The 20,666-nt window shown below is 53.1% G+C and carries 16 protein-coding genes and 2 rRNA genes; 5 read left to right on the top strand and 13 right to left on the bottom strand.

Annotated elements, in window-relative coordinates; genetic code table 11:
* Positions 1–79: 79 nt before the first annotated feature.
* Positions 80–706, top strand: a complete 627-nt coding sequence (locus tag KRAC_RS47405) for a hypothetical protein (RefSeq protein WP_007919547.1) — start codon at positions 80–82, stop codon at positions 704–706.
* Between the two features lie 54 nt (positions 707–760).
* Here the strand turns inward: KRAC_RS47405 and KRAC_RS47410 are convergent, their stop codons facing one another.
* The 3 genes from KRAC_RS47410 to KRAC_RS47420 all read right to left on the bottom strand — a co-directional run bounded on the left by KRAC_RS47410 (position 761) and on the right by KRAC_RS47420 (position 4,002).
* On the bottom strand, positions 761–1,219 hold the full coding sequence (locus tag KRAC_RS47410; protein WP_007919549.1) for a MarR family winged helix-turn-helix transcriptional regulator: 459 nt from the start codon (positions 1,217–1,219) through the stop codon (positions 761–763).
* A 60-nt stretch (positions 1,220–1,279) separates the two neighbouring features.
* Positions 1,280–2,935 carry an FAD-binding dehydrogenase gene (locus tag KRAC_RS47415; protein ID WP_007919551.1) on the bottom strand — a complete coding sequence of 552 codons (1,656 nt, stop codon included), beginning with the start codon at positions 2,933–2,935 and terminating at the stop codon, positions 1,280–1,282.
* Between the two features lie 176 nt (positions 2,936–3,111).
* Positions 3,112–4,002 carry a LysR family transcriptional regulator gene (locus tag KRAC_RS47420; protein WP_007919553.1) on the bottom strand — a complete coding sequence of 297 codons (891 nt, stop codon included), beginning with the start codon at positions 4,000–4,002 and terminating at the stop codon, positions 3,112–3,114.
* A gap of 120 nt (positions 4,003–4,122) precedes the next feature.
* On the opposite strand from KRAC_RS47420, the gene KRAC_RS47425 reads away from it, so the two are divergent.
* Positions 4,123–5,094 (top strand): DMT family transporter, encoded by a 972-nt coding sequence (locus tag KRAC_RS47425; RefSeq protein WP_007919555.1) that lies wholly within the window; start codon positions 4,123–4,125, stop codon positions 5,092–5,094.
* 287 nt (positions 5,095–5,381) lie between these two features.
* Here the strand turns inward: KRAC_RS47425 and KRAC_RS47430 are convergent, their stop codons facing one another.
* Complete coding sequence (locus KRAC_RS47430; protein ID WP_007914655.1) at positions 5,382–6,596, bottom strand: IS110 family RNA-guided transposase; 1,215 nt, start codon at positions 6,594–6,596, stop codon at positions 5,382–5,384.
* A gap of 368 nt (positions 6,597–6,964) precedes the next feature.
* On the opposite strand from KRAC_RS47430, the gene KRAC_RS47435 reads away from it, so the two are divergent.
* On the top strand, positions 6,965–7,360 hold the full coding sequence (locus tag KRAC_RS47435) for an NUDIX hydrolase (protein WP_007919557.1): 396 nt from the start codon (positions 6,965–6,967) through the stop codon (positions 7,358–7,360).
* Positions 7,361–7,425: 65 nt separating this feature from the next.
* Here the strand turns inward: KRAC_RS47435 and KRAC_RS47440 are convergent, their stop codons facing one another.
* Both KRAC_RS47440 and msrB read right to left on the bottom strand, forming a co-directional pair.
* The gene (locus KRAC_RS47440; RefSeq protein ID WP_007919559.1) at positions 7,426–7,632 is read right to left on the bottom strand and encodes a TOBE domain-containing protein; all 207 of its coding nucleotides are present in this window, start codon (positions 7,630–7,632) and stop codon (positions 7,426–7,428) included.
* 45 nt (positions 7,633–7,677) lie between these two features.
* Positions 7,678–8,088 (bottom strand): peptide-methionine (R)-S-oxide reductase MsrB, encoded by a 411-nt coding sequence (gene msrB / locus KRAC_RS47445; RefSeq protein WP_007919560.1) that lies wholly within the window; start codon positions 8,086–8,088, stop codon positions 7,678–7,680.
* A 626-nt stretch (positions 8,089–8,714) separates the two neighbouring features.
* On the opposite strand from msrB, the gene KRAC_RS72845 reads away from it, so the two are divergent.
* On the top strand, positions 8,715–8,879 hold the full coding sequence (locus KRAC_RS72845; protein WP_007919565.1) for a hypothetical protein: 165 nt from the start codon (positions 8,715–8,717) through the stop codon (positions 8,877–8,879).
* A gap of 148 nt (positions 8,880–9,027) precedes the next feature.
* Here KRAC_RS72845 and KRAC_RS47450 read toward each other — a convergent pair whose 3' ends face one another.
* The 3 genes from KRAC_RS47450 to KRAC_RS47460 form a co-directional block, all read right to left on the bottom strand.
* Positions 9,028–9,540 carry a hypothetical protein gene (locus KRAC_RS47450; protein WP_007919567.1) on the bottom strand — a complete coding sequence of 171 codons (513 nt, stop codon included), beginning with the start codon at positions 9,538–9,540 and terminating at the stop codon, positions 9,028–9,030.
* Positions 9,541–9,546: 6 nt separating this feature from the next.
* Complete coding sequence (locus tag KRAC_RS47455) at positions 9,547–9,963, bottom strand: hypothetical protein (protein ID WP_169461036.1); 417 nt, start codon at positions 9,961–9,963, stop codon at positions 9,547–9,549.
* 167 nt (positions 9,964–10,130) lie between these two features.
* A complete protein-coding gene (locus tag KRAC_RS47460; protein ID WP_007919571.1) occupies positions 10,131–10,766 on the bottom strand; it encodes a Yip1 family protein in 636 nt (211 codons plus the stop codon).
* 159 nt (positions 10,767–10,925) lie between these two features.
* Here KRAC_RS47460 and KRAC_RS80325 point away from each other — a divergent pair, with 159 nt between their 5' ends.
* Positions 10,926–11,057, top strand: a complete 132-nt coding sequence (locus tag KRAC_RS80325) for a CPBP family glutamic-type intramembrane protease (RefSeq protein WP_420795877.1) — start codon at positions 10,926–10,928, stop codon at positions 11,055–11,057.
* Positions 11,058–11,073: 16 nt separating this feature from the next.
* Here KRAC_RS80325 and KRAC_RS47465 read toward each other — a convergent pair whose 3' ends face one another.
* The 4 genes from KRAC_RS47465 to KRAC_RS47480 form a co-directional block, all read right to left on the bottom strand.
* On the bottom strand, positions 11,074–13,641 hold the full coding sequence (locus KRAC_RS47465; RefSeq protein WP_007919585.1) for a LuxR C-terminal-related transcriptional regulator: 2,568 nt from the start codon (positions 13,639–13,641) through the stop codon (positions 11,074–11,076).
* A 410-nt stretch (positions 13,642–14,051) separates the two neighbouring features.
* Positions 14,052–17,024: ribosomal RNA gene (locus tag KRAC_RS47470) — 23S ribosomal RNA — on the bottom strand.
* 297 nt (positions 17,025–17,321) lie between these two features.
* Positions 17,322–18,799, bottom strand: a 16S ribosomal RNA gene (locus KRAC_RS47475).
* The 16S and 23S rRNA genes sit together here, the layout of an rRNA operon.
* A gap of 787 nt (positions 18,800–19,586) precedes the next feature.
* A complete protein-coding gene (locus KRAC_RS47480; RefSeq protein WP_007919587.1) occupies positions 19,587–20,594 on the bottom strand; it encodes an NADP-dependent oxidoreductase in 1,008 nt (335 codons plus the stop codon).
* Positions 20,595–20,666 lie beyond the last annotated feature (72 nt).

Genomic DNA, 20,666 nt, shown 5'->3' on the forward strand with positions numbered 1-20,666 from the left:
CGTTTGGAGCAGTACTCTATGCTAAAGAGAGAAACAATAACATAGAACATGTACTGCCTTCAAAGGAGGTTTCAATCTTATGCTCTCTCTACAAGTGCTCTTCCGTTTGAGTGGATTTGGCCTTATAAGTGCGTCCGGCCTGATTATTCTGGCTCACATCTGCCAGCTCTTGAGTGGGCAGAATGATATGCTGGCCCTGGCAGGTGGTCTCCTTCTGCTTGTGGGTGGACTCATAGTCTGTCTGTGCTTGCCCGCACTCTTCCTTCGGCAGGTGCCAGGCGTAGGAATTGGAGGGTTGATTGGCTTCATTGGCTTTAGCCTGGGGATGTTCCTTTTGAATATTGATGCCACTATGCTCAACGTTTTTCTGGTTCCCTGGCTGGCAAATATGGACCCCAAGCTAGCTCAAGGACCTGATGGGTTGGGGGGACTCTTCCTGGTCAGCTCCCTGCTTCAACTGGTAGGAGGCATCATCTTCTGTCTCTCGAGCCTACGCACAGAAATTTTTCCTCGCTGGCCCGTTCTCTTGCTCCTGGCAACACTTCTCGTTCAAGCCATAGGAGGCACGCTTCAGGAAGCAGGCATTGTAACTCTCATTGCCTCACTTGTCTTTTATTGCGCACTTGTATGGATGAGCATGACACTCTTAAAGGCACCAGAAGCCTTTTCAGATAGGGAGGCTTCTTTTTCTGAGGCACGTGCCTGAGTGTGTGAAAGCTAACATTGCTGGCGACCGTTTGGGCACCAGCAATGTTAGCTTTCACTCCTTTATCTTCTCCAGGTAAGCCTCGACATTGAGACAGACCGCTTGCAGAGATGCCAGGATTGCCGGTAGGTCCTTGGGATCTATCACGCCCAGGTGCTCCTGAATGCGCGCATCGTACTGCGTCTGCAAAGTATCCCGCAACTCACGCCCCTGGGGAGTAAGTGTGATCAGGATGACCCGGCGATCCCTGGCGTCCGCCGTACGTGCTACCAGGTGCAGGCGCTCCAGACGGTCTACAATACCCGTCACATTACTCTTGTCCGTAAATAGAACCCGACTCAAGTCTACCATTGAACGGCCCCGCTGCTCATCCAGATGTTGCAGCGTCCAGTACTGACGCGTACTCAGGCCATAGGCTGCGAAGAACTGGCGATCACTATCATCCAAAAGAAAGAATGTTTTGATAAGCAGGTGATAAACACTTTGTTCATTTACTGCCTCCTTGCCAGGCATATGTATTACCTCCAACCGCTCCCTATTTTTGGATCTCTCTTATAACGAAGCTGATATTGTTTACAACACGCTTTGCGCAACCGCCCGACCTGCGGTTCGGCCAGAGAAGATGCAGCCGCCAAGGAAGGTTCCCTCCAGAGCGCGGTAACCATGCACACCGCCTCCGCCAAAACCGGCCACTTCGCCCGCAGCGTAGAGGCCTGGTAGCGGCTCACCATTGGCCTGAAGCACACGACCAGAGAGATCAGTCTCCAGCCCTCCTAGCGTCTTACGCGTGAGAATTGAGAGGCGCACGGCAATCAAGGGACCAGCCTTGGGGTCAAGGATGCGGTGCGGCTTCGCTACGCGGATAAACTTATCCACAGAATACGCACGTGCGCCACGGATAGCCGTGACCTGCAAGTCCTTGGCGAAGGGATTCGCAATCTGTCGATCACGCTCTTTAATTTCACGTTCCAGCTCTGCCTCATCGATGAGGGTATTGCCAGTCAGCTCATTCATACCTTGTACGAGTTCTGGCAGCGTCGAGCGCACAATGAAATCGACGCCGCGCTTTTTAAAGGCCTCGATTGGTGCGGGCGCTCCAGGTAGAACGCGGCTAAAGACGAGGGGGATACTGCGGCCAGTCAGGTCGGGATTCTGCTCAGAGCCAGAGAGAGCAAACTCGCGCTCAATGATGCGCTGGTTGAGCAAGAACCAGGAGTAATCATATCCACTGGTGGTGATATGTTGCAGAGATCCCAGCGTATCGAAGCCGGGGAAGAGTGGCACGGGTAGGCGGTGTCCGCGTGCATCTAGCCAGAGCGGAGAGGGTCCACTCAAAATACGAATAGCATGGCGTGTCCAGATCGGCGCATAGTTGATAATACCCTCTGGATAATGCCACATACGATCAGGGTTGATAATGTGTCCGCCCTGCTGCTCAACTACCTCAAGCATGTGTCCATCCACATGATCGGGCACACCTGAGAGCATATTTTGCGGGGGTGGCCCCATACGCTGCGGCCAGTTGCGTCGTACCAGTTCATGGTTAGCACCAATGCCTCCCGAGGTGACAATCACCGCCTGCGCTCCGAAATCAAACTGGCCTACCACCTCCCGCGAACTGCGTTCACCCCGTTCGACATTACTGGCCTCAAGCACCTCGCCGTGCACGCCAGTCACCACGCCACCGCTGATAGCAAGCCCGGTAACGCGATGGCGGAAACAGAGGCGTATCAGCCCGCGCTTCTCCCCCTCGCGCACGCGTCGAATAAACGGTTCCAGTACCCCTGGACCTGTACCCCATGTGACATGGAAGCGCGGCACAGAGTTGCCGTGCCCACCTGCCAGGTAGCCGCCTCGCTCCGCCCATTGGACTATAGGAAAGAGGCGCAGGCCCTGAGCACGTAGCCAGGAGTATTTCTCGCCCGCCGCGAAATCAACATAGGCCCTGGCCCACTGCCTGGGCCAGTGATCCTCTTCGCGGTCGAAGCCCGCGCTCCCCATCCAATCCTGTAGCGCGAGTTCATGAGAATCGTGAATACCCATGCGCCGTTGCTCAGGCGAGTTGACGAAGAACAGGCCACCGAAGGACCAGAAAGCCTGCCCTCCAAAGGATGCCTCTGGCTCCTGCTCAAGGATGGTGACGCGTCGGCCCGCGTCGACAAGTTCCGCGGCCGCGACCAGGCCAGCCAGCCCGGCCCCGACGATGATTACATCAGCCTCATTGCTCATTGCTCTTCCCCCGTCTTTGAAATAATGTTGTGTAGAGATTGTATATAGATAAAGCTAGGAACGTCAAGTAACCGCCTTCGCGCCTGCGGCGCTCAGGGGTAAGGATATGTGGATGGACGTGGGATTCGCCACATCCATCCACATATCCTTACTCAAAGACTTGCTATGCGGGCGCCTCAAGGCTGCATCAGTATCTGGCGTGTGATTTGTAAGAAGGCCTGAAGAGTGGGCGACAGCCATTTTTGTTTGTGCCAGATCATTTGAGTCACCAGGCAAATCGGCTCTCCGCTCCATGGAAGAACCACTAATCTCCCCTGGGAGATCTCAGTGGCAACTACAATAGCTGGCAGAACCGCGATTCCCATGCCCACCAGAGCACATTGTTTGATGGCCTCGACACTATCAAATTCCAGCATAGTCGCTGGTTGTACTCCTGCTGCATTTAACTGGTGCTGAAACTGCGTGCGATAGCTACAGCCTGCCTCTGTCAGCAGTATAGTTTCATCCTCCAGATCCGAGGGCGAAATAGCGGACCGTTGCGCGAAAGGGTGGTCGGGTGAAGCCACAAGGTAAATGGATTCGGGGAGAAGTGGCTCGGCTTGTAGCGCGGCGGCTGTGAGCGGTTCCTCCATAAGAAATGCCAGATCAACCTGGCCTTCAGTGACGAGACGGCGCAACGCGGAAAATGGGGTTGGGTAAAAGAGGAGTCTAACCTGTGGGTAAGAGAGACGGAACTGGTGAAGCACGGCGGGAAGGCAATAGGTGCAGAGTGTTTCGGTCGCGCCTATCGTCAGGGTACCGGTGCATTCCTGGGGTTCTGATACTGCCTGGCGCGCTTCTTCAGCTATCTTTAGTAATTGTTCAGCATAGGGAAGCAGGCGCTCTCCAGCATTCGTCAGCGTTATATGCCTGCCCAGCCGATCAAAAAGGCGAGCGCCCAATTCTGCCTCTAACGCTTGAATCTGCGCCGTAACCGTTGATTGAACATATCCCAGGCGTTGAGCTGCCTGATGAAAATTTAAGGTCATGGCGAGAACGCGAAAGGTCGCAAGTTGACGAAGATCCATACTTCCCTCTAAATGATCGAAATAGACGATCAATATAATCAAAATTAATCGTTGGACATGATTATATCGCGACACTTATAATGGGCGCAAGTATTAATGAGCATCAATGGAGGAACAGGTATGAAGTCAATACAAAAGCAACAGGCCACAGAAATACTTGCCCATGAAACGATTCCTGCACATAAAAGTCAAACACATTTGGGGAGAGGAACGCTACTAGCGCTCGTCATAACGATTTTCTGCTGGGCATCCTCATTTGTGGGCATTCGGGCTGGACTACATGGATATAGCCCAACCCATCTCGCACTGCTAAGATATCTCGTCGCCTCTCTTGTGCTTGCTCTCTATGCGAGTGTAAAGCGCATGCCACTCCCCCAATGGCGCGACTTACCAGGCCTGACACTTACCGGCGTTGTAGGGATCGCTTTCTACAATGTCGTGCTCAATACGGGCGAACTTAGCGTTTCTGCCGGGATCTCTAGCTTCCTGGTCAATACCGGACCCATTATCACCGCGTTACTGGCAATGGTCTTGCTTAAAGAGCGCTTGCGGCCCCTGGGATGGGGAGGAATTCTTCTGAGCATCACAGGGGTATCTATCATCACTTTGAGCACTGGCGAAGGCATACATCTCTCTGTTGGTGTGTTATTCGTTTTATTAGCGGCCCTGGCTCAGAGCCTCTATTTTGTCTGGCAAAAGCCCTATCTTGCACGTTACAGCGCGCTGCAATGTACGACCTATGCGATCTGGACGGGCACGCTTGCGCTTCTGATCTTTTCCCCTGGACTCATACCAGAGATACAAGCGGCATCATGGTCTGAAACTACAGCCGTGGTCTACCTCGGAATCTTCCCAGCCGCCATTGGCTACGTGAGCTACGCTTATGCCCTGGCACGCATCCCTGCCACACGCGCCGCGAGCTTTCTATACCTGGTCCCCCCAGTGACGCTTGGCATTGCCTGGTTCTGGCTGGGAGAGTGGCCCACATGGCTTGCCCTGGTAGGAGGTGTAATCGCTATCTCAGGTGTGATCATCGTAAATGTCTTTGGCAAAACCCAGACCCGCAGAACCGATGGAGTGGACCCTTCCTAGCAGGTCCACTCCATCGGTTTTGCCTGCTTAGGAAGACTCTCTATGTCAAGTCAAAAAACGGTCAATTTGAAACAAGGCAAAAATTGAGAACAGGAGGAAAAACGATGCTTTCAACACGGCATGAAGGAGTGTACCACGCCGCTCAGGCGTGTCAAGCCGCTGCGCTTTCCTTGACACACCTGAGCTTGCGTGGTCAAAAAAAGGCATGCCGAGTTGAAAGGCAAAAAACAGGCGCCTGTTTTGCCTGGGAGAAGGAGCGCTTCGCTCATCTGTGGTTGGTTGAGCACTCACGCTGCACGAGGCGCATGCAGGTGTCTGGCTTGTTCAAAGATCGCAGACTGGTAGTGTTCTCCTTTAAGCCACAGCGCAAAGAGAATGCGTACCCAGACATTAGCCAGCGCACGGACAGCGACGGTGTGGCTTTTGCCTTCCCGACGTTTGCGCTCATAGTACTCGCTGGCCCATGCTTCGGTCTGGATGCTTTGCCAGGCAAACTGCTGCAGCACGTTGCGCAACGGTTTGATGCAGGCATAGCGCCGATGCGGTTTGGCATAGTTGCCACTTTCATAAGGCACTGGCGAGGTGCCAGCCAAGGCTTGCAAACTGGCAGTATCCTGATAGCGCGAGCGGTCATCCCCAATTTCAGCCAACAGTCGTGGGGCAATCCGCTTGCCTGCACGAGGCAGCGTGCGAAAGAGATGACTGTCAGCATGCATCAAAAAAAGGCGCTCAATCTCCTGATCATAGGCGGCAATCTCTTCCATCACGGGCTGCAATTGACGGATCAGAGCAATCAACAAACGCGATTTGGTCCTGCACGTCACTTCATCGGCAGTCAACTGGGGCTGATGCACCTGGTGCACAATCGAGGCCGCAGTCTTCTTTGGCGTTGGATACCCAGTGCTTTTCAACAGCTCAGCAATCTCTTCACACGAAGCGTTCATCGCCTCCTGCGGGGTCGGATAGGCGAGCAAGAAGTGCAAGGTCGAAGGTTGCTGCACCTTGGTAAACAGAGTAAGCGCAACTGGATAGTACGCTTTGAGACAGGCGGTCAGTTGATTGACCAGGCGGGTTTGCATCTGGATCAAGCCATCTTGATCGCGTGTCAGGGCTTTCAGTTCGGCAATCAGCGGGCTATCGGGTTCCAGTCGCCGCAGATCAGCAATTTCCGACCGCCCGTGTTTAGCCAGCAGATACGCATCGACCTGGTCCGTTTTGGCTCCCGATGCCGAACGTTTACGATCCACCGTCTTGGGATTGACCGGATAGACAGCAAAACCTGCTTCCAACAAGTGGGTAATCAACAAGCCACGAGTGGTCTCGACAATGCAGGCCAGTTCTGCCTTGTGCTCTGGACCACAAATGGCTGTCAGACGGCTGGCCAGCTCGTCGAGGCCTTTCGAGGTGTGCATGACCCGAAACGAGGCGAGTTTTTGCCCTCGTTCATCGAGGACGAGAATGTCGTGATGGGTGTCTGCCCAATCGATTCCTGCAAACCACATAAGCAGGTCCTCCTGCTGAAACAACGGTTCCTGGTGAGGCGAGAGGGTCCTTTTACTGCGGCGCTCACGGCGCGACTCTCCAATGATTCGTTTTCCAGGAACCCAGGAAGGCGAAGAGCGATCTTCCTTAATTGGTCAAGCCACGTGGGAAAGAGAGTCTTTCGCCTTCCAGATTCGAGCATTCATACCAGCAAGTGTACCGCTTGCTGTGCCCTTGTGTCGAGAAGGCCTGGTAGTAGTTTACTGTAAAAGGGAAGGAAACCATGGGGAAATTCTTCATATGGGATTCTCTTGATGGGGTATCTGCGATACAATAACAAGCGTCATACCAAGCAAGCAAAGAATATTATCTAGAAGGATACTAGAAAATGCTTATTGATAAACTGGCCTGGATTTATATCGTAGATGGACGCATTCTCAGTACACGCTCCAGGAACAAAGACACCTACTACATCCCTGGCGGGAAAAGAGAGCAGGGAGAGAGCGACCAGGAAGCCCTAATTCGGGAGATCAAAGAAGAACTAAGCGTAGACCTGATACCTGAAACTATCAAGTTTTTCGGGGAGTTCGTAGCCCAGGCACATGGACACGCTGAGGGTATAGAGGTGCAGATGCGCTGCTACACCGCAGACTTCGACGGTCAACTCACAGCGGCAAGCGAGATCGAAGAGATTGCATGGCTCACCCACAGCGACCGGGAGAAAAGCTCCCCAGTAGACAAGATTATTTTCGACCATTTTAAAGAACAGAATCTATTAAATTAAGAGCATGTAGATATCCAGCAAAAAGATGCAGGGGCGGTTTGTTCCTGCATCTTTTTGCTGGATATCTACTTCCCGATCATGACTTCGGTGGATTTGATGATGGCGTAGACGGTATCGCCCTGTTGCAGGCTGAGGGCCTGGGCCGCATCCCGAGTGATGATTGAGGTGATGCTCTGACCATCTGGCAGTTCAACGGTGACCTGGGCCATCAGACCATCTTCCTTGAGCGACTTGACGGTTCCTTTGAGGCGGTTGCGCGCGCTCATCTCCATAAGAATTATCCCTCCTTTCGCAAGTATTACTCTACTCGCTGGACCTTACTTCTGGTCTTTGGGCTGAAACTTGAGGGAGACCGAGTTGATGCAGTAGCGCTGGCCTGTCGTGTCACGGGGGCCGTCATCGAAGACATGGCCCAGGTGCGAGCCACAGTTCTTGCAGGTGACCTCGACGCGGTGCATGCCATGGGAGTTGTCCTCGTGGAATTCGACATTGCTCTTGTTCACGGGATCATCGAAGCTGGGCCAACCACAGCCAGAGTCATACTTGTTATCGGAGTAGAACAGCGGCTCTCCACAGGCGACACACTGATACGTTCCCTCTTTATGATTATAGTAGAGTTCACCAGTGAAGGGTCGCTCTGTACCTTTGAGGCGACAGACCTGATACTGCTCAGGTGTTAGCTTCTCTTTCCAGTAGGATTCGGACATATTCTTGAGGTCGTTGCTCATGCTTTTTGCTCCTTCTGCTTTCTCTTTTCTATGTATATCTTAATTGTATTTTATTCACATCTTCAAAGTTTTTGCTAAAAGGTCATCCCTATCGTTCATAGTGACTTCTCACCACCCCCTCACCCACATGTTATTGAATGTTTGCTCGACATAAGGATGACAATGTCATTTGCAGCGTTTTGGCATTTTCCTACAGTTTGCCGATATTCTTCCTATTTATGTCAACAATGTTTCGAAAGTAAAAATTTCAAACGTCTTTTTGGATATGACAGCAACGAAGACATACCGCCTCTCGGAAACCTGAGCGCGATTACTCTGTCTACAATAGAGACGCTAATTCCTGCATGAAAAGATAGTACTTCCGCACCATAAAGTCGGGGGAAGTTGAGGATCGAAAAAATACCATATAGAGTCAGTGGCAGAAGCAAAGTTCGAACTATTGCATACAGATCTTATTCCGAAACCCAACGTCGCTCACGTGCCTAGCGCTTCGCGCTCAGGGTTTTCGGAGAAGAAGACACCCGGTTCGCCAATTACAAGAGGCACCCTCTTACCAAATAATTTCGAGAGGGATGGGTCTCGTCGCGGAGTATGTCGTTGCTTGTTTCAAACACAGGAGACTCAAGATGAATCTGGAGCAGATTAAATACCACAGTTGCCCAAACGATGATGAAGATGGCATCCTGCTCGTCGATATCGACGAAGATATGCCCGAGACTGACGAAAACGGCGATCTTCAGTACTATTGCCCTGGCTGCCATAGCACCTTTTCGTCTGACGACGATGACTAAGCGATCGGTCGCTAAAGACGTTCTTCCCTTGTTCCGTCGAAGAAAACTCGTTGACTGCTTTCTTCCGACCGCACTGGAATGCCATGGACCCTACCGGCTCACCCATGGCATTCTCTTTTTTTTGTGCTTGCCTGGTCCTGATGGCGCACTAGACGCTGGGAACTACACTCGCGGTGATCCAGGCGGCATCCTCATCCTGTGCACGGTTGAGGTACCAGGCAAGCGCGACCAGCAAAGCTAACTCGGAGAGGTCACGAGCCGTCTCCTCTATATACACTCGTTTCCCCCTGACTGTGCGTAGCAATGGCACACGCTCGCTGGTAAACCAGGTCCATTCGCCACGCCAGAAACCCGTGTTGGCCCAGCGATACTCACCACCTCCTCTAAGAAAACAGGTAGCACTACCGCTCATACTCCGCCGTATGCTCGCGATCTCTTCTTGTGTGGCAGCGTCACGCACATTGATTGTCTGCCCCAGGGCCTTACGTGTAAAGATCCACTCTTCACCTTCCACTTCGATCAACGCCTCCTGGCCCAGCTTGCCACGCAGCGTAATTCTCATTAGAAGCTCTTCACCAGCCTTTAGCTCGAATGGGTGAGGCTTACTCTTTGCTCGCGTCCAGCTTAATTCTTGTCCGGCATAAGCCTGAATGTTCTGCATAGCTAATTACTCCTTTCTGCGGCTCCGAGCCTCCTGGTAGAGCGCCAGGAAGAAGACCAGCAATGGCACGAGCAGCAGCAACGATTGAAGCGTATATCTGCGTACATATCTGCCTCTATGCTCCACCTCAAAGGCGACCTCCTCACGCGCACTCTTACGTCTGACAATAGCGATAGCATAGACCAGCAATGGCACGTAGTTCAACGCCATCCCCAGCAGGTAGCAACCAACAAAGATGGGATACGCACCACGCGAAAGAAAGAAAAAGATTGAGAACAATCCCAGCGCGCTGGCACCCACGACCGCCAGCGCGAACTCGCCAATAATAAACACTGGCCCATGAAAGACGATATCCAGGGCCACAAGCTTGCGCACATTGATGATGGCATCCTCGCTTCGCGCCGACACATCTTGCATATGCATATAATCCTTTCCCCTCTCTAGTAAGTTGTAAGGTCCATGCTTGCATGGACTTTTCCCGCCGTAAGTATTAGTCCATGCAAGCATGGACCCTACAACTTCTTTTATTGGATGTTTCGAGTTGTTCCTTTATATAGGGATCGATGAAGAAGCGGTACATGTTCATGGGATTAGTGGGCCAACGCGACATACAGCACGGCCCCGATGACAATCAATAGCAGCAATGTGATTACAGGCAAAAGCAGTGTGGTGATAGCACGGCCAGTCGAGAAACCGTGGATAGCTCGTAAGGCCAGGATCATCAACACGAGGCTATATACATGCGGCAGGTAAGGAAGCCAGCTACTAGTCGCGGGCAGCAGTAACAACAGATAGCTCAATATCACCATGGGAACACCAAAGAGGGTCATGGTATAGAGCTGTTCCAGGTAAGCGCCTCTCCCTCTAAGCAAACGCGCAAAGAAGTAGATGACTCCAGCCGAAAAGAGAAACGATAACGGAGTAATGATCACAATTCCAATAGTGGAAGCAAGCATAAGCACGCCCGGCTGCACTTCGCCCGTCATACCCGCAAGGGTGCTTGGATCTATCCAGAAAGCCAGCCCCTGGAGGAGGGCGCATATGACGCCAAGTGTGATTAATTGTAAAAACGTACTTCCCCAGCTCGCAGCATGCTTCTCTTCCTCAAAGCGCATCACGGAGAGCCGGATAGTAATATGCAGGTAACGCTGTGGAAGGGAGCGGAGTTCTACACCAAGAGAACGTTTGTGTGACCAAGTGTGATTGTTAGCGATTTCACTGGCCATGGCTTTATCCTTTCGCACATAACGGCTTCACGTTTATCTGAGAAGAATATACCTTGAACCACGCCTGTCGAGCATCGGTAATTTCGCCTATTGGTAGTACCTAATTTGGGGATTATAGACACATAAATGATGGCACATAAAATGATTTTCATTGACTCAATGCATGAGCTGATTTTTCTCCTTGGCGCCATTTTTGCCACAGCTTTTTACTACTCTAAATCCCTCTGGGCCTCTATTATTATGCATAGTCTCAATGATTTTCTCTTGAGTATCCTTTTCCATGCATCATGAGCTATGTCACAATATATCAACAGAGGTGGTGCTCAAGAGCATAGCGGGCCACGGCGGCGCGCGAATTGAGGGCGAGCTTGTTATAGATAGAGCGGACGTGAGCATCAACAGTACGCGGGCTGATGACCAGTTGCGCAGCGATCTGCTTGTTGCTCAAGCCCTGGGACAGGAGGTGCAGCACTTCTAGCTCGCGCTGGCTGAGATCGGTAGAGTGAGCCATCGGAGAATCTTGAGGAACTGGTTGTCCTCTATGGCGTGCGGTGAAGGCCTCCACTAAAGGCAGATTTTGCCCTTCAGCATAAGCCAGTGTGAGGGATTGCTGATCGCTCTGCGTACCCAGGTGGGCGATGTATTCTTTTTCAGGCTGGGAGGCGTCCTGGCCTGGTGAGCCTGGAGCGCGTTGATGCAATCTCTCACACATGCCAGCGATGCGCGCCCCCCAGAAGGAGTTGCCCTGTACTGTCGATAGGCGCACAAGTTCTTCAAGCAGATTTAGAAGACTACCCAGGTTCTTTTCCAGGGGAAGAAAGTTCAGGCAGCGTCGCCAGTAGCGCTCCACCAGGATCTCATCGTTGCATAAAGTGTAAGTGTAGGCTAGGAGGAAACAGGTCTGAGCCAGGTAGCGCTGACTCGCCAGCGCGGTAAAGAATCGCTCACTCTCTTCAAGGGCAATAACGGCCTGCTCGCTCTGGCCATGCCGCAGGTAGAGCATAGCCTGTAGATTCAGGGTACGCCCTATGCCTTCACGTAAGCCCATAGCCTTGAAAAGCCGCAGACTCTCTTCAGCATATTCAGCAGCTTGCTCCTCTTCATCCTGCATGAGCAAGGATTGCGCCAGCATCGAGAGCGACCAGGACTCTCCCTCGATATTGCGCACCTCTCTAAATAGCCGCAGGCTCTCTTTAAGTGAGAGCGCGGCCTGTTCATTCTCGGCACTATTAAGCTGCAAGCCACCCAGAGCCATAAGCGAATAGGCCTGACCGTTAAGGTCAAGAGCATCACAATAGCAGGCAATACTCTGCATAAATAAGCTGTAAGCCGTCTTCTTCTCGCCTTTTGTCAGGTGTAAGAGGGCGAGACGATGCAGAGCCAGGCCCTCGCCACGTTTATCTCCCAGGCTTTGAAAGATTTGTAAGCTCTTATTACAGAGTTGTTCGGCCTGGGAAATCTCATTTGCGAGCAAGGCCAGCCAGGCGGCGCCAACCAGCACTTCGGCCAGGGTAAGCGGTTCACAAGAGGCAGAGAGCGTGAGCGCACTGTGCAACCACTGGCGCCCCTCGTTGATGTGTCCCCGGATGGACCAGAAACGCACCAACCTGGCGGCAAGGCCGAGAGCACATGAGCCATCGCGTGACTCTATAAAAAAGCGTAGTGAAGCGCGTATATTCTCATAATCATATTCAAGGACAGAGAGCCAGTGTGCCTGCTCTGGTCCGAGCAGGTGCTCCGCAGCACGTTCAACCAACTCTAGATAGTAGCGCGCATGAGCCTCCTGCACTTGCTCAGCCTCATCACAGGCCAGCAACTGATCCAGGGCAAATTCGCGTAGAGTCTCCAACATAAAAAGGCGGGGTTCACCCGCTTCCTGCTCGCGTTGAATAAGAAGGCTCTTATCCAGGAGCGAAGCCGCAAGCGAGAGGTCAGGGGCCTCGGGCTCGCTCAGGAGAGCATAGAGGCCCTCAATTGCCTCAATAGTGCTGCTTGCACAGAAAACGCCCAGGCGACGAAAAAGAGTACGCTCCTCATCATTTAGGAGTTCATAGCTCCACTCAATAGTATCGCGCAGGGTGCGCTGGCGTGCGGGAATATTGCGAAGACGAGTAGAGGGAAGTGGCTGGCGCCTCTTCAGACGCTCCAGAAGGGCGCGTGGGGAGAGCAATTTAGCATGAGCGGCGGCCAGTTCAAGCGCCAGGGGCAGACCATCCAGGCGCCTACATAACTCAATAATATCATTCTGGTTCTCGGGCGTGAGAGTAAAATCAAAATGGGCTTCACGAGCGCGTTCACAGAAAAGAGCGACTGCCGGATAGCTCTCCAGTGAGCTTACCGAAATCGGTTCTAGTGCATCTGGCAGCACCAGGGGAGCTACTATATACTCATACTCCCCCTGGATATGCAATCGAGCGCGACTGGTTACCAGTAGCTGCAAGTGGGGACACGAGCGGAGCAGAAGCTCGATCTCAGGGGTAGCTCCTATAACCTGCTCGAAGTTATCGAGCACTAAAAGTACGTGCAGAGGGCGCAGGCTCTCCTGAAGTAATTCTAAAATCGACTGTGAGCCATTCTCTTTAAGCGATAGAGACTGGAGGATGGCTGGCAACACCAGGTCCACATCATTTATGGCGGCCAGAGGAACGAAACATGCACCATGGGCAAATGTGGGTGACAGATATTCGGCTATACGAAGTGCCAGGCGTGTCTTGCCCACGCCTCCTGGTCCTGTGAGAGTTAGCAGACGAATAGTATCGCGCTTGAGGAGCTCGCAACCTGCTTCGATCTCGTCCAGGCGGCCAATGAACGAGGTTAGCTGTAGAGGGAGGTTATTGTATGCATTGGGGAAGGCTATTGGCTCCTCAAGATTCATTTGGATGGTTACTCCCTCTTTAAATACTTTTTCTGTACAGCGAGACGCGTTTATTTGAGCATACCTAAAAAGTTTGCGAACAGCAAGAGAGTAAGGTATGTTGGGTAAAAAACGAGGGCTTTGCCCTCGTTTTTTTACCCAACATACCTTACTCTGTGTTTGTTATGCGAGTGGAGAAGTATTCCGCCAAAAACAGAAAACAAGCAGTCACCGCAAAAAATCTGTCGCAGTGTTGCTCGTTTTCGTTCTGATGTTACCTGTCCAAAGAAGTATTCCCTCAATTTTGCTGAGCCACGCTGGCCCGCTCATGCTCCCCGTGCCGCCAAGCCCTCTCGCTCGTGCTCAGGTCCGATCAAAGACCGCTCTCACACACAACAGGAGACGCACACCACTCATGAAGAAACACACTGGGAAACAAGCCGTACGATCATTAGTACTGCTCCGCTCCACCTGTTACCAGGCGTCCACGCGCAGCCTATCCACCAGGTCTTCTTCCTGGGATCTTGACTCTTCGAAGAGAGTGGGAAAAGTTATCTTCGGGTCGGCTTCGCGCTTAGATGCTTTCAGCGCTTATCCCTTCTTGACGTAGCTACCCAGCTCTGGAGGAGGCCCCCCAACTGGCGCACTAGCGGTCAAGCCATCTCGGTCCTCTCGTACTGAAGATGACTCCCCTCACTTTTCCGACGCCCACGACGGATAGAGACCGAACTGTCTCGCGACGTTCTGAACCCAGCTCGCGTGCCGCTTTCATGGGCGAACAGCCCAACCCTTGGGACCTACTCCAGCCCCAGGATGCGACGAGCCGACATCGAGGTGCCAAACCTTGCCGTCGATGTGAACTCTTGGGCAAGATAAGCCTGTTATCCCCGGGGTAGCTTTTATCCGTTGAGCCACACTCCTTCCACACGGGAATGTGGGATCACTAAGCCCGACTTTCGTCCCTGCTCGGCGTGTCAGCCTCACAGTCAAGCTCCCTTGTGCCTTTACACTCTACAAAGGGTGATGTCCATCCACCCTGAGGGAACCTTTGGGCGCCTCCGTTACTCTTTGGGAGGCGACCGCCCCAGTCAAACTACCCATCTGGCCCTGTTCACGTCCCGGTTCACGGTGACGTGTGAGACACAAACCATGGTGAGAGTGGTATTTCACTGCTGCCTCCCTCACCCCCACAAGGATGAGTTCTCCGGCTCCCACCTATGCTACGCACACCATACTTCGTTTCCAGGCCAAACTGTAGTAAAGCTCCACGGGGTCTTTTTGTCCTGTCGTGGGTAACCCGTATCTTCACGGGTACTTCAATTTCGCCGAGTCCTCTGTCGAGACAGCGCTCAAGTCGTTACTCCTTTCGTGCGGGTCGGAACTTACCCGACAAGGAATTTCGCTACCTTAGGACCGTTATAGTTACGGCCGCCGTTCACCGGGGCTTAGATTCGTGGCTACGCACACCACTCCTCGTAACCTTCCGGCACTGGGCAGGAGTCAGCCCCTATACTTCCGCTTTCGCGTTCGCAGAGACCTGTGTTTTTGGTAAACAGTCGCTTGAGCCGATTTCTTGCAACCTTCTCACCATGTGTGCAAGCACACACAGCTACGCAGGCACCCCTTCTTCCAAAGGTACGGGGTTAATTTGCCGAGTTCCTTAACAGAGGGTCGCTCGATCACCTGGGGAGATTTCCCCCTGCCTACCAGTGTCGGTTTGCGGTACGGGCGGAACAATTTCTGGCGAGAGGCTTTTCTTGACGGCCTGGGGACCAATGACTTCCGCACCCTCGCGGGCGCTCGGCCTCAGTGTTACGCATACTGTGTCCGGGATTTTCCTCGGTCACGCGCTTCAACAGAGGCACCGATCCTGTCCATTCGATCGGCTCACCTTCCCTACCGCGTCCCCCCATTGCTCATAACGAAACGTTCCGGTGCAGGATTCTCTGACCTGCTTTCCATCGCCTACGGCATGACGCCCTCGGCTTAGGGCCCGACTCACCCTGGGACGATTGACGTTGCCCAGGAACCCTCAGGCATTCGGTGTGTCTGGTTCTCGCAGACATTGCGCTACTCATTCCGGCATTCTCACTTCTCTTACCTCCACCAGTCCTTACGGTCTGGCTTCTCAGGCGTCGAGAACGCTCCCCTACCATCTCTACACAAGGTAGAGATCCACGGCTTCGGTACGATGCTTAAGCCTCGATACGTTGTCGGTGCCATTGCACTCGACCAGTGAGCTATTACGCACTCTTTAAATGATGGCTGCTTCTAAGCCAACATCCTGGCTGTTTGGGCGCATTGACCCCCTTTGACACTGAGCATCGATTTGGAGACCTTAGCCGATGGTCTGGGCTGTTTCCCTTTTGACGACGAAGCTTAGCCCCCGCCGTCTCACTCACCTGGATCCTGTCCTGGCATTCGGAGTTTAAGTAGGGTTGGTAACCCGCACAGGGCCCCTAGCCTATCTAGTGCTCTACCTCCAGGATAGTCGTTTCAGGTGGCTGTACCTCAATACATTTCGGGGAGAACCAGCTATCTCCGTGTTCGATTAGCATTTCACCCCTACCCACAAGTCATCCCCCAGTTTTGCAACACTGGTGGGTTCGAGCCTCGACGGACTGTTACATCCGCTTCACTCTGCTCATGGGTAGCTCACACGGTTTCGGGTCGCATCGCCGCTACACAGTACGCCTGTTTCAGACTCGGTTGCCCTCTGGCTCCCCAGCTTTAGCGCTGGTTAACCTGCAACGTGCGATGCACTCGCCGGATCATTCTACAAAAGGCACGCCATCAGCCCTTGGTTCCGCAACGGAACAGTGGCCTCTGACTGCTTGTGAGTACGTGGTTTCAGGGACTCTTTCATCCCCCTCTCGGGGTACTTTTCACCTTTCCCTCACGGTACTTGTTCGCTATCGGTCGCTGAAGTTCTTTAGCCTTGGAGGGTGGTCCCCCCAGCTTCCCACAAGATTGCACGTGTCTCGTGGTACTCAGGATACTTCTCACAGTCGTTCTCTCGTCCTCTACGGGACTCTCACCCCCTCTGGTGGCACGTTCCAATGCCTTCGAGTAAGAAAACGTCTGCTGATAGAAGTCCTACAACCCCGCCTATTCACGAGGAATAGATGGTTTGGGCTCTTCCCGGTTCGCTCGCCACTACTACGGGAATCTCGGTTGATTTCTCTTACGCAGGCTACTGAGATGTTTCAGTTCACCCACGATCCTCCATATCGCCTATGTGTTCAGCGATAGGTCTCCAGACATCACTCTGGAGGGGTTGCCCCATTCGGAATCTCAGGGCTCATCGCTTGGATGCAGCTCCCCCTGAACGTTTCGCCGGTCTCCGCGTCCTTCATCGGTCTTCAGCGCCAAGGCATCCACCTCGTACTCTGTTTCGCTTGTTCTGCCTTGTCTGCTTCTTCTTGTTGGTCTGTTACCCTTGTTGTATGGGATCTCGGTCTTCTTTCTTCACTGTCACGAGCTGAACATGACTTCCGTCACGGTTGAACACTTGCATGCCAACGTGCTCGCTCAGCAAAATTGAAGGAATACTTCTTTGGTTGTTCAGGTACTATGCGGGTCTCGGTACTGGTCAAAACCAGCGGCCGAACCGCTGAAGAGTGGAAGCAGGGGACAACGGACAGGTCGTTCCTGTTCGACCTGAGAGTGCAGTGCTACAGTGAGCACTGATAACTCCCTAGAAAGGAGGTGATCCAGCCGCACCTTCCGGTACAGCTACCTTGTTACGACTTCACCCCAATCACCAACCCCACCCTCGACGCCTGCCTCTCCGAAGAGTTAGCCTGGCGGCTTCAGGTGTTGCCGACTTTCGTGGTGTGACGGGCGGTGTGTACAAGACCCGGGAACGTATTCACCGTAGTGTGCTGACCTACGGTTACTAGCAACTCCACCTTCATGCAGGCGAGTTTCAGCCTGCAATCTGAACTGAGACCAGGTTTTTGAGCTTGGCTCCCCCTCGCGGGTTGGCATCCCTTTGTTACTGGCCATTGTAGCGTGTGTGTCGCCCAAGTCGTAAGGGCCGTGCTGACTTGACGTCATCCCCGCCTTCCTCCCGTGAGGGCAGTTCCGCCTAGAAGTTGTAATAGGCAGTAGGGGTTGCGCTCGTTGCGGGACTTAACCCAACATCTCACGACACGAGCTGACGACAGCCATGCAGCACCTGTGCAAACGCCCCGAAGGGACAGCGCATTACCGCTGGTGCATCTGCATGTCAAGACTTGGTAAGGTTCTTCGCGTTGCATCGAATTAAACCACACGCTCCGCTGCTTGTGCGGGTCCCCGTCAATTCCTTTGAGTTTTAATCTTGCGACCGTACTCCCCAGGCGGACCACTTACTGCGTTTGCGACGGCACGGAAGGGGTCGATACCTCCCACACCTAGTGGTCATCGTTTACGGCTAGGACTACCAGGGTATCTAATCCTGTTCGCTCCCCTAGCTTTCGCACCTGAGCGTCAGATGCTTCCCAGGACACTGCCTTCGCCATTGGTGTTCCTCCGGATCTCTACGCATTTCACCACTCCACCCGGAATTCCGTGTCCCTCTGAAGCCCTCAAGTCTCGCCGTTTCCGAAGACCTTTCCCAGTTGAGCCGGGAACTGTCACTCCGGACGTACGAAACCGCCTGCGTGCGCTTTACGCCCAATAACTCCGGACAACGCTTGCCCCCTACGTATTACCGCGGCTGCTGGCACGTAGTTAGCCGGGGCTTATTCCTTGGGTACCGTCCTTACTCGTCCCCAAGAAAAGCAGTTTACACTCCGAAAAGCGTCCTCCTGCACGCGGCGTTGCTCGTTCAGGGTTGCCCCCATTGACGAAAATTCCTCACTGCTGCCCCCCGTAGGAGTCTGGGCCGTTCTCAATCCCAGTGTGGCTGACCATCCTCTCAGACCAGCTACCGATCGTGGCCTTGGTGAGCTCTTACCTCACCAACAAGCTAATCGGCCACAGGCCCATCCCAAGGCGCCCTTGCGAGCTTTGTTCCCGGAGGAACATATGCGGTATTGTCGGCGATTTCTCGCCGGTATTCCTCACCTCGGGGCAGGTACCCATGTGTTACTCACCCGTCCGCCACTCCCTCTCTTGCGAGAGGGCGTTCGACTTGCATGTGTTAGGCACGCCGCCAGCGTTTATCCTGAGCCAGGATCAAACTCGCCATTCAAATGTGAATGTATCTCACAGACACCAACAGGCATCTGTCATGATCATGTAGTTTGCGTCCAGGCTAGAAGCACGTTGTCGTTACTTCAAATTGCTTGTTCGCAGAATTGACAGGAACGGTGTTCTCCGTAAGCAAGACAAGCTTACTCAACGAAGTTCCGTTGTACTTCTGCATTCCACTCTTCAGTTGTTCAGGGTGCTCTGGTTCGTTCTTCTTTTGCTTGTTGAACCGCAACCCGGCAAACCCGTGGGCTTGCGCTTGTATTCTTGGTGTCGCTCCGGCGTTCGCGGTGTTCGTGTTCGCCGTTGACTATGTCAGTATCGCATATGCTTTGCGCTTTGTCAAGTACTTTTCTGACGTCTTTTGGAGATCGCTGAAAACTCGTTTTCAGTCGCTCAAAACCTGGTCAAGGACCCTCTCTGCATCCTGTCAGAGACAGCACAAAACCACGCCCATTCATCGTGTGAAGGAACGTGTGATGCAGCGGGGAAAAGTACCCGTGGCGAGCCACCTTAGCGTGGCACCTGGGCATCTGTTCACCTGCGCTTCAAAAGCGAGGTACAGACGCCGGGTAAATCGGACAGGAGCACCGATCAGGTTGGTGATTGTCGCTGTTTACCATGTGTTGGAGCGAAGTGCATTATCCCACAGCCACTCGACACTGTCAAGCTGTGCGAATATACCCACCCATATGGGTAATGCCCCATCAGTAGCCCGCTACTGGCGCGGCTACTGATGGGAGCGTTAGTCCATGCCAGCATGGACCCTACATTTGTCGATCGTGTGGTTAGCGATCGGCAATTTTTACGAGCTGCTTGCCGAAGTTTTCGCCTTTGAGCATACCGATGAAAGCTTTGGGAGCATTCTCCAAGCCTTCGGCGACGCTTTCGCGATACTTGAGTTTGCCCGAGGTATAGAGCTGCGTTAGCTCCTGCTGCGCCTGCGGCCATAAGTTCATATGTTCTCCAACAATAAAGCCCTGAAGCTTGACACGGCTGGCGAGGAAGGCTCCGAAGTTGCGCAACTGATACGGCTCAGTCACATTATATTGCGATACAAAACCACAGAGCGGGATGCGCGCGTACGCGTTGAGTTGCGTCAACACAGTATCGAGAATTTCGCCGCCGACGTTCTCAAAGTCGATGTCGATGCCATTGGGAGCAGCCTGCTTGAGATCCTGGTCCAGGTTTCCGGCTTTATAATCGACGCAGGCATCAAAGCCAAGCTCATTGACGACATAGTCACATTTAGCCTTGCCACCCGCGATACCCACGGCACGACAGCCCTTCGCTTTGGCGAGCTGGCCAACGACGCTACCGACTGCGCCCGAGGCAGCCGAAACGACGACCGTCTCGCCAGGTTTGGGTTCGCCAATCATGTTCAGGCCAATCCAGGCGGTGATGCCAGGCATGCCCAACACACCCAGGAAGGCGGAGAGGGGGATTTTGTCCGCAGGTACCTTCAGCAGACCCTTCCCGTTTGAGAGGCCGTACTTCTGCCAACCAAAATAGCCAAGTACAACATCACCCGGCTTAAATTGCTCATTCTTAGACTCAACGACCACGCCGACTGTACCACCAACCATCACATCACCAATCTCCATGGGAGCAGCATAGGATTTGCCAGCACTCATACGACCACGCATGTAGGGGTCAAGCGAGAGATAACTATTTTTGACCAGGACCTGGCCCTCTTTTGGCTGGGGAATCTCGCTCTCGACAATTTTAAAGTCGCTCTCCTGCACCCACCCTTTGGGCCGGTTCGCGAATAAAACCTGCATATTTTTATCACTCATGATGAAATCTCCTTTTGGATTAATAGGCAAGCGCTATGAGCGCGAGCAAACAAGCGTCATAATAAGTCTACA

Origin of the sequence: Ktedonobacter racemifer DSM 44963 (assembly GCF_000178855.1) — a bacterium.
Lineage (GTDB): Bacteria > Chloroflexota > Ktedonobacteria > Ktedonobacterales > Ktedonobacteraceae > Ktedonobacter > Ktedonobacter racemifer.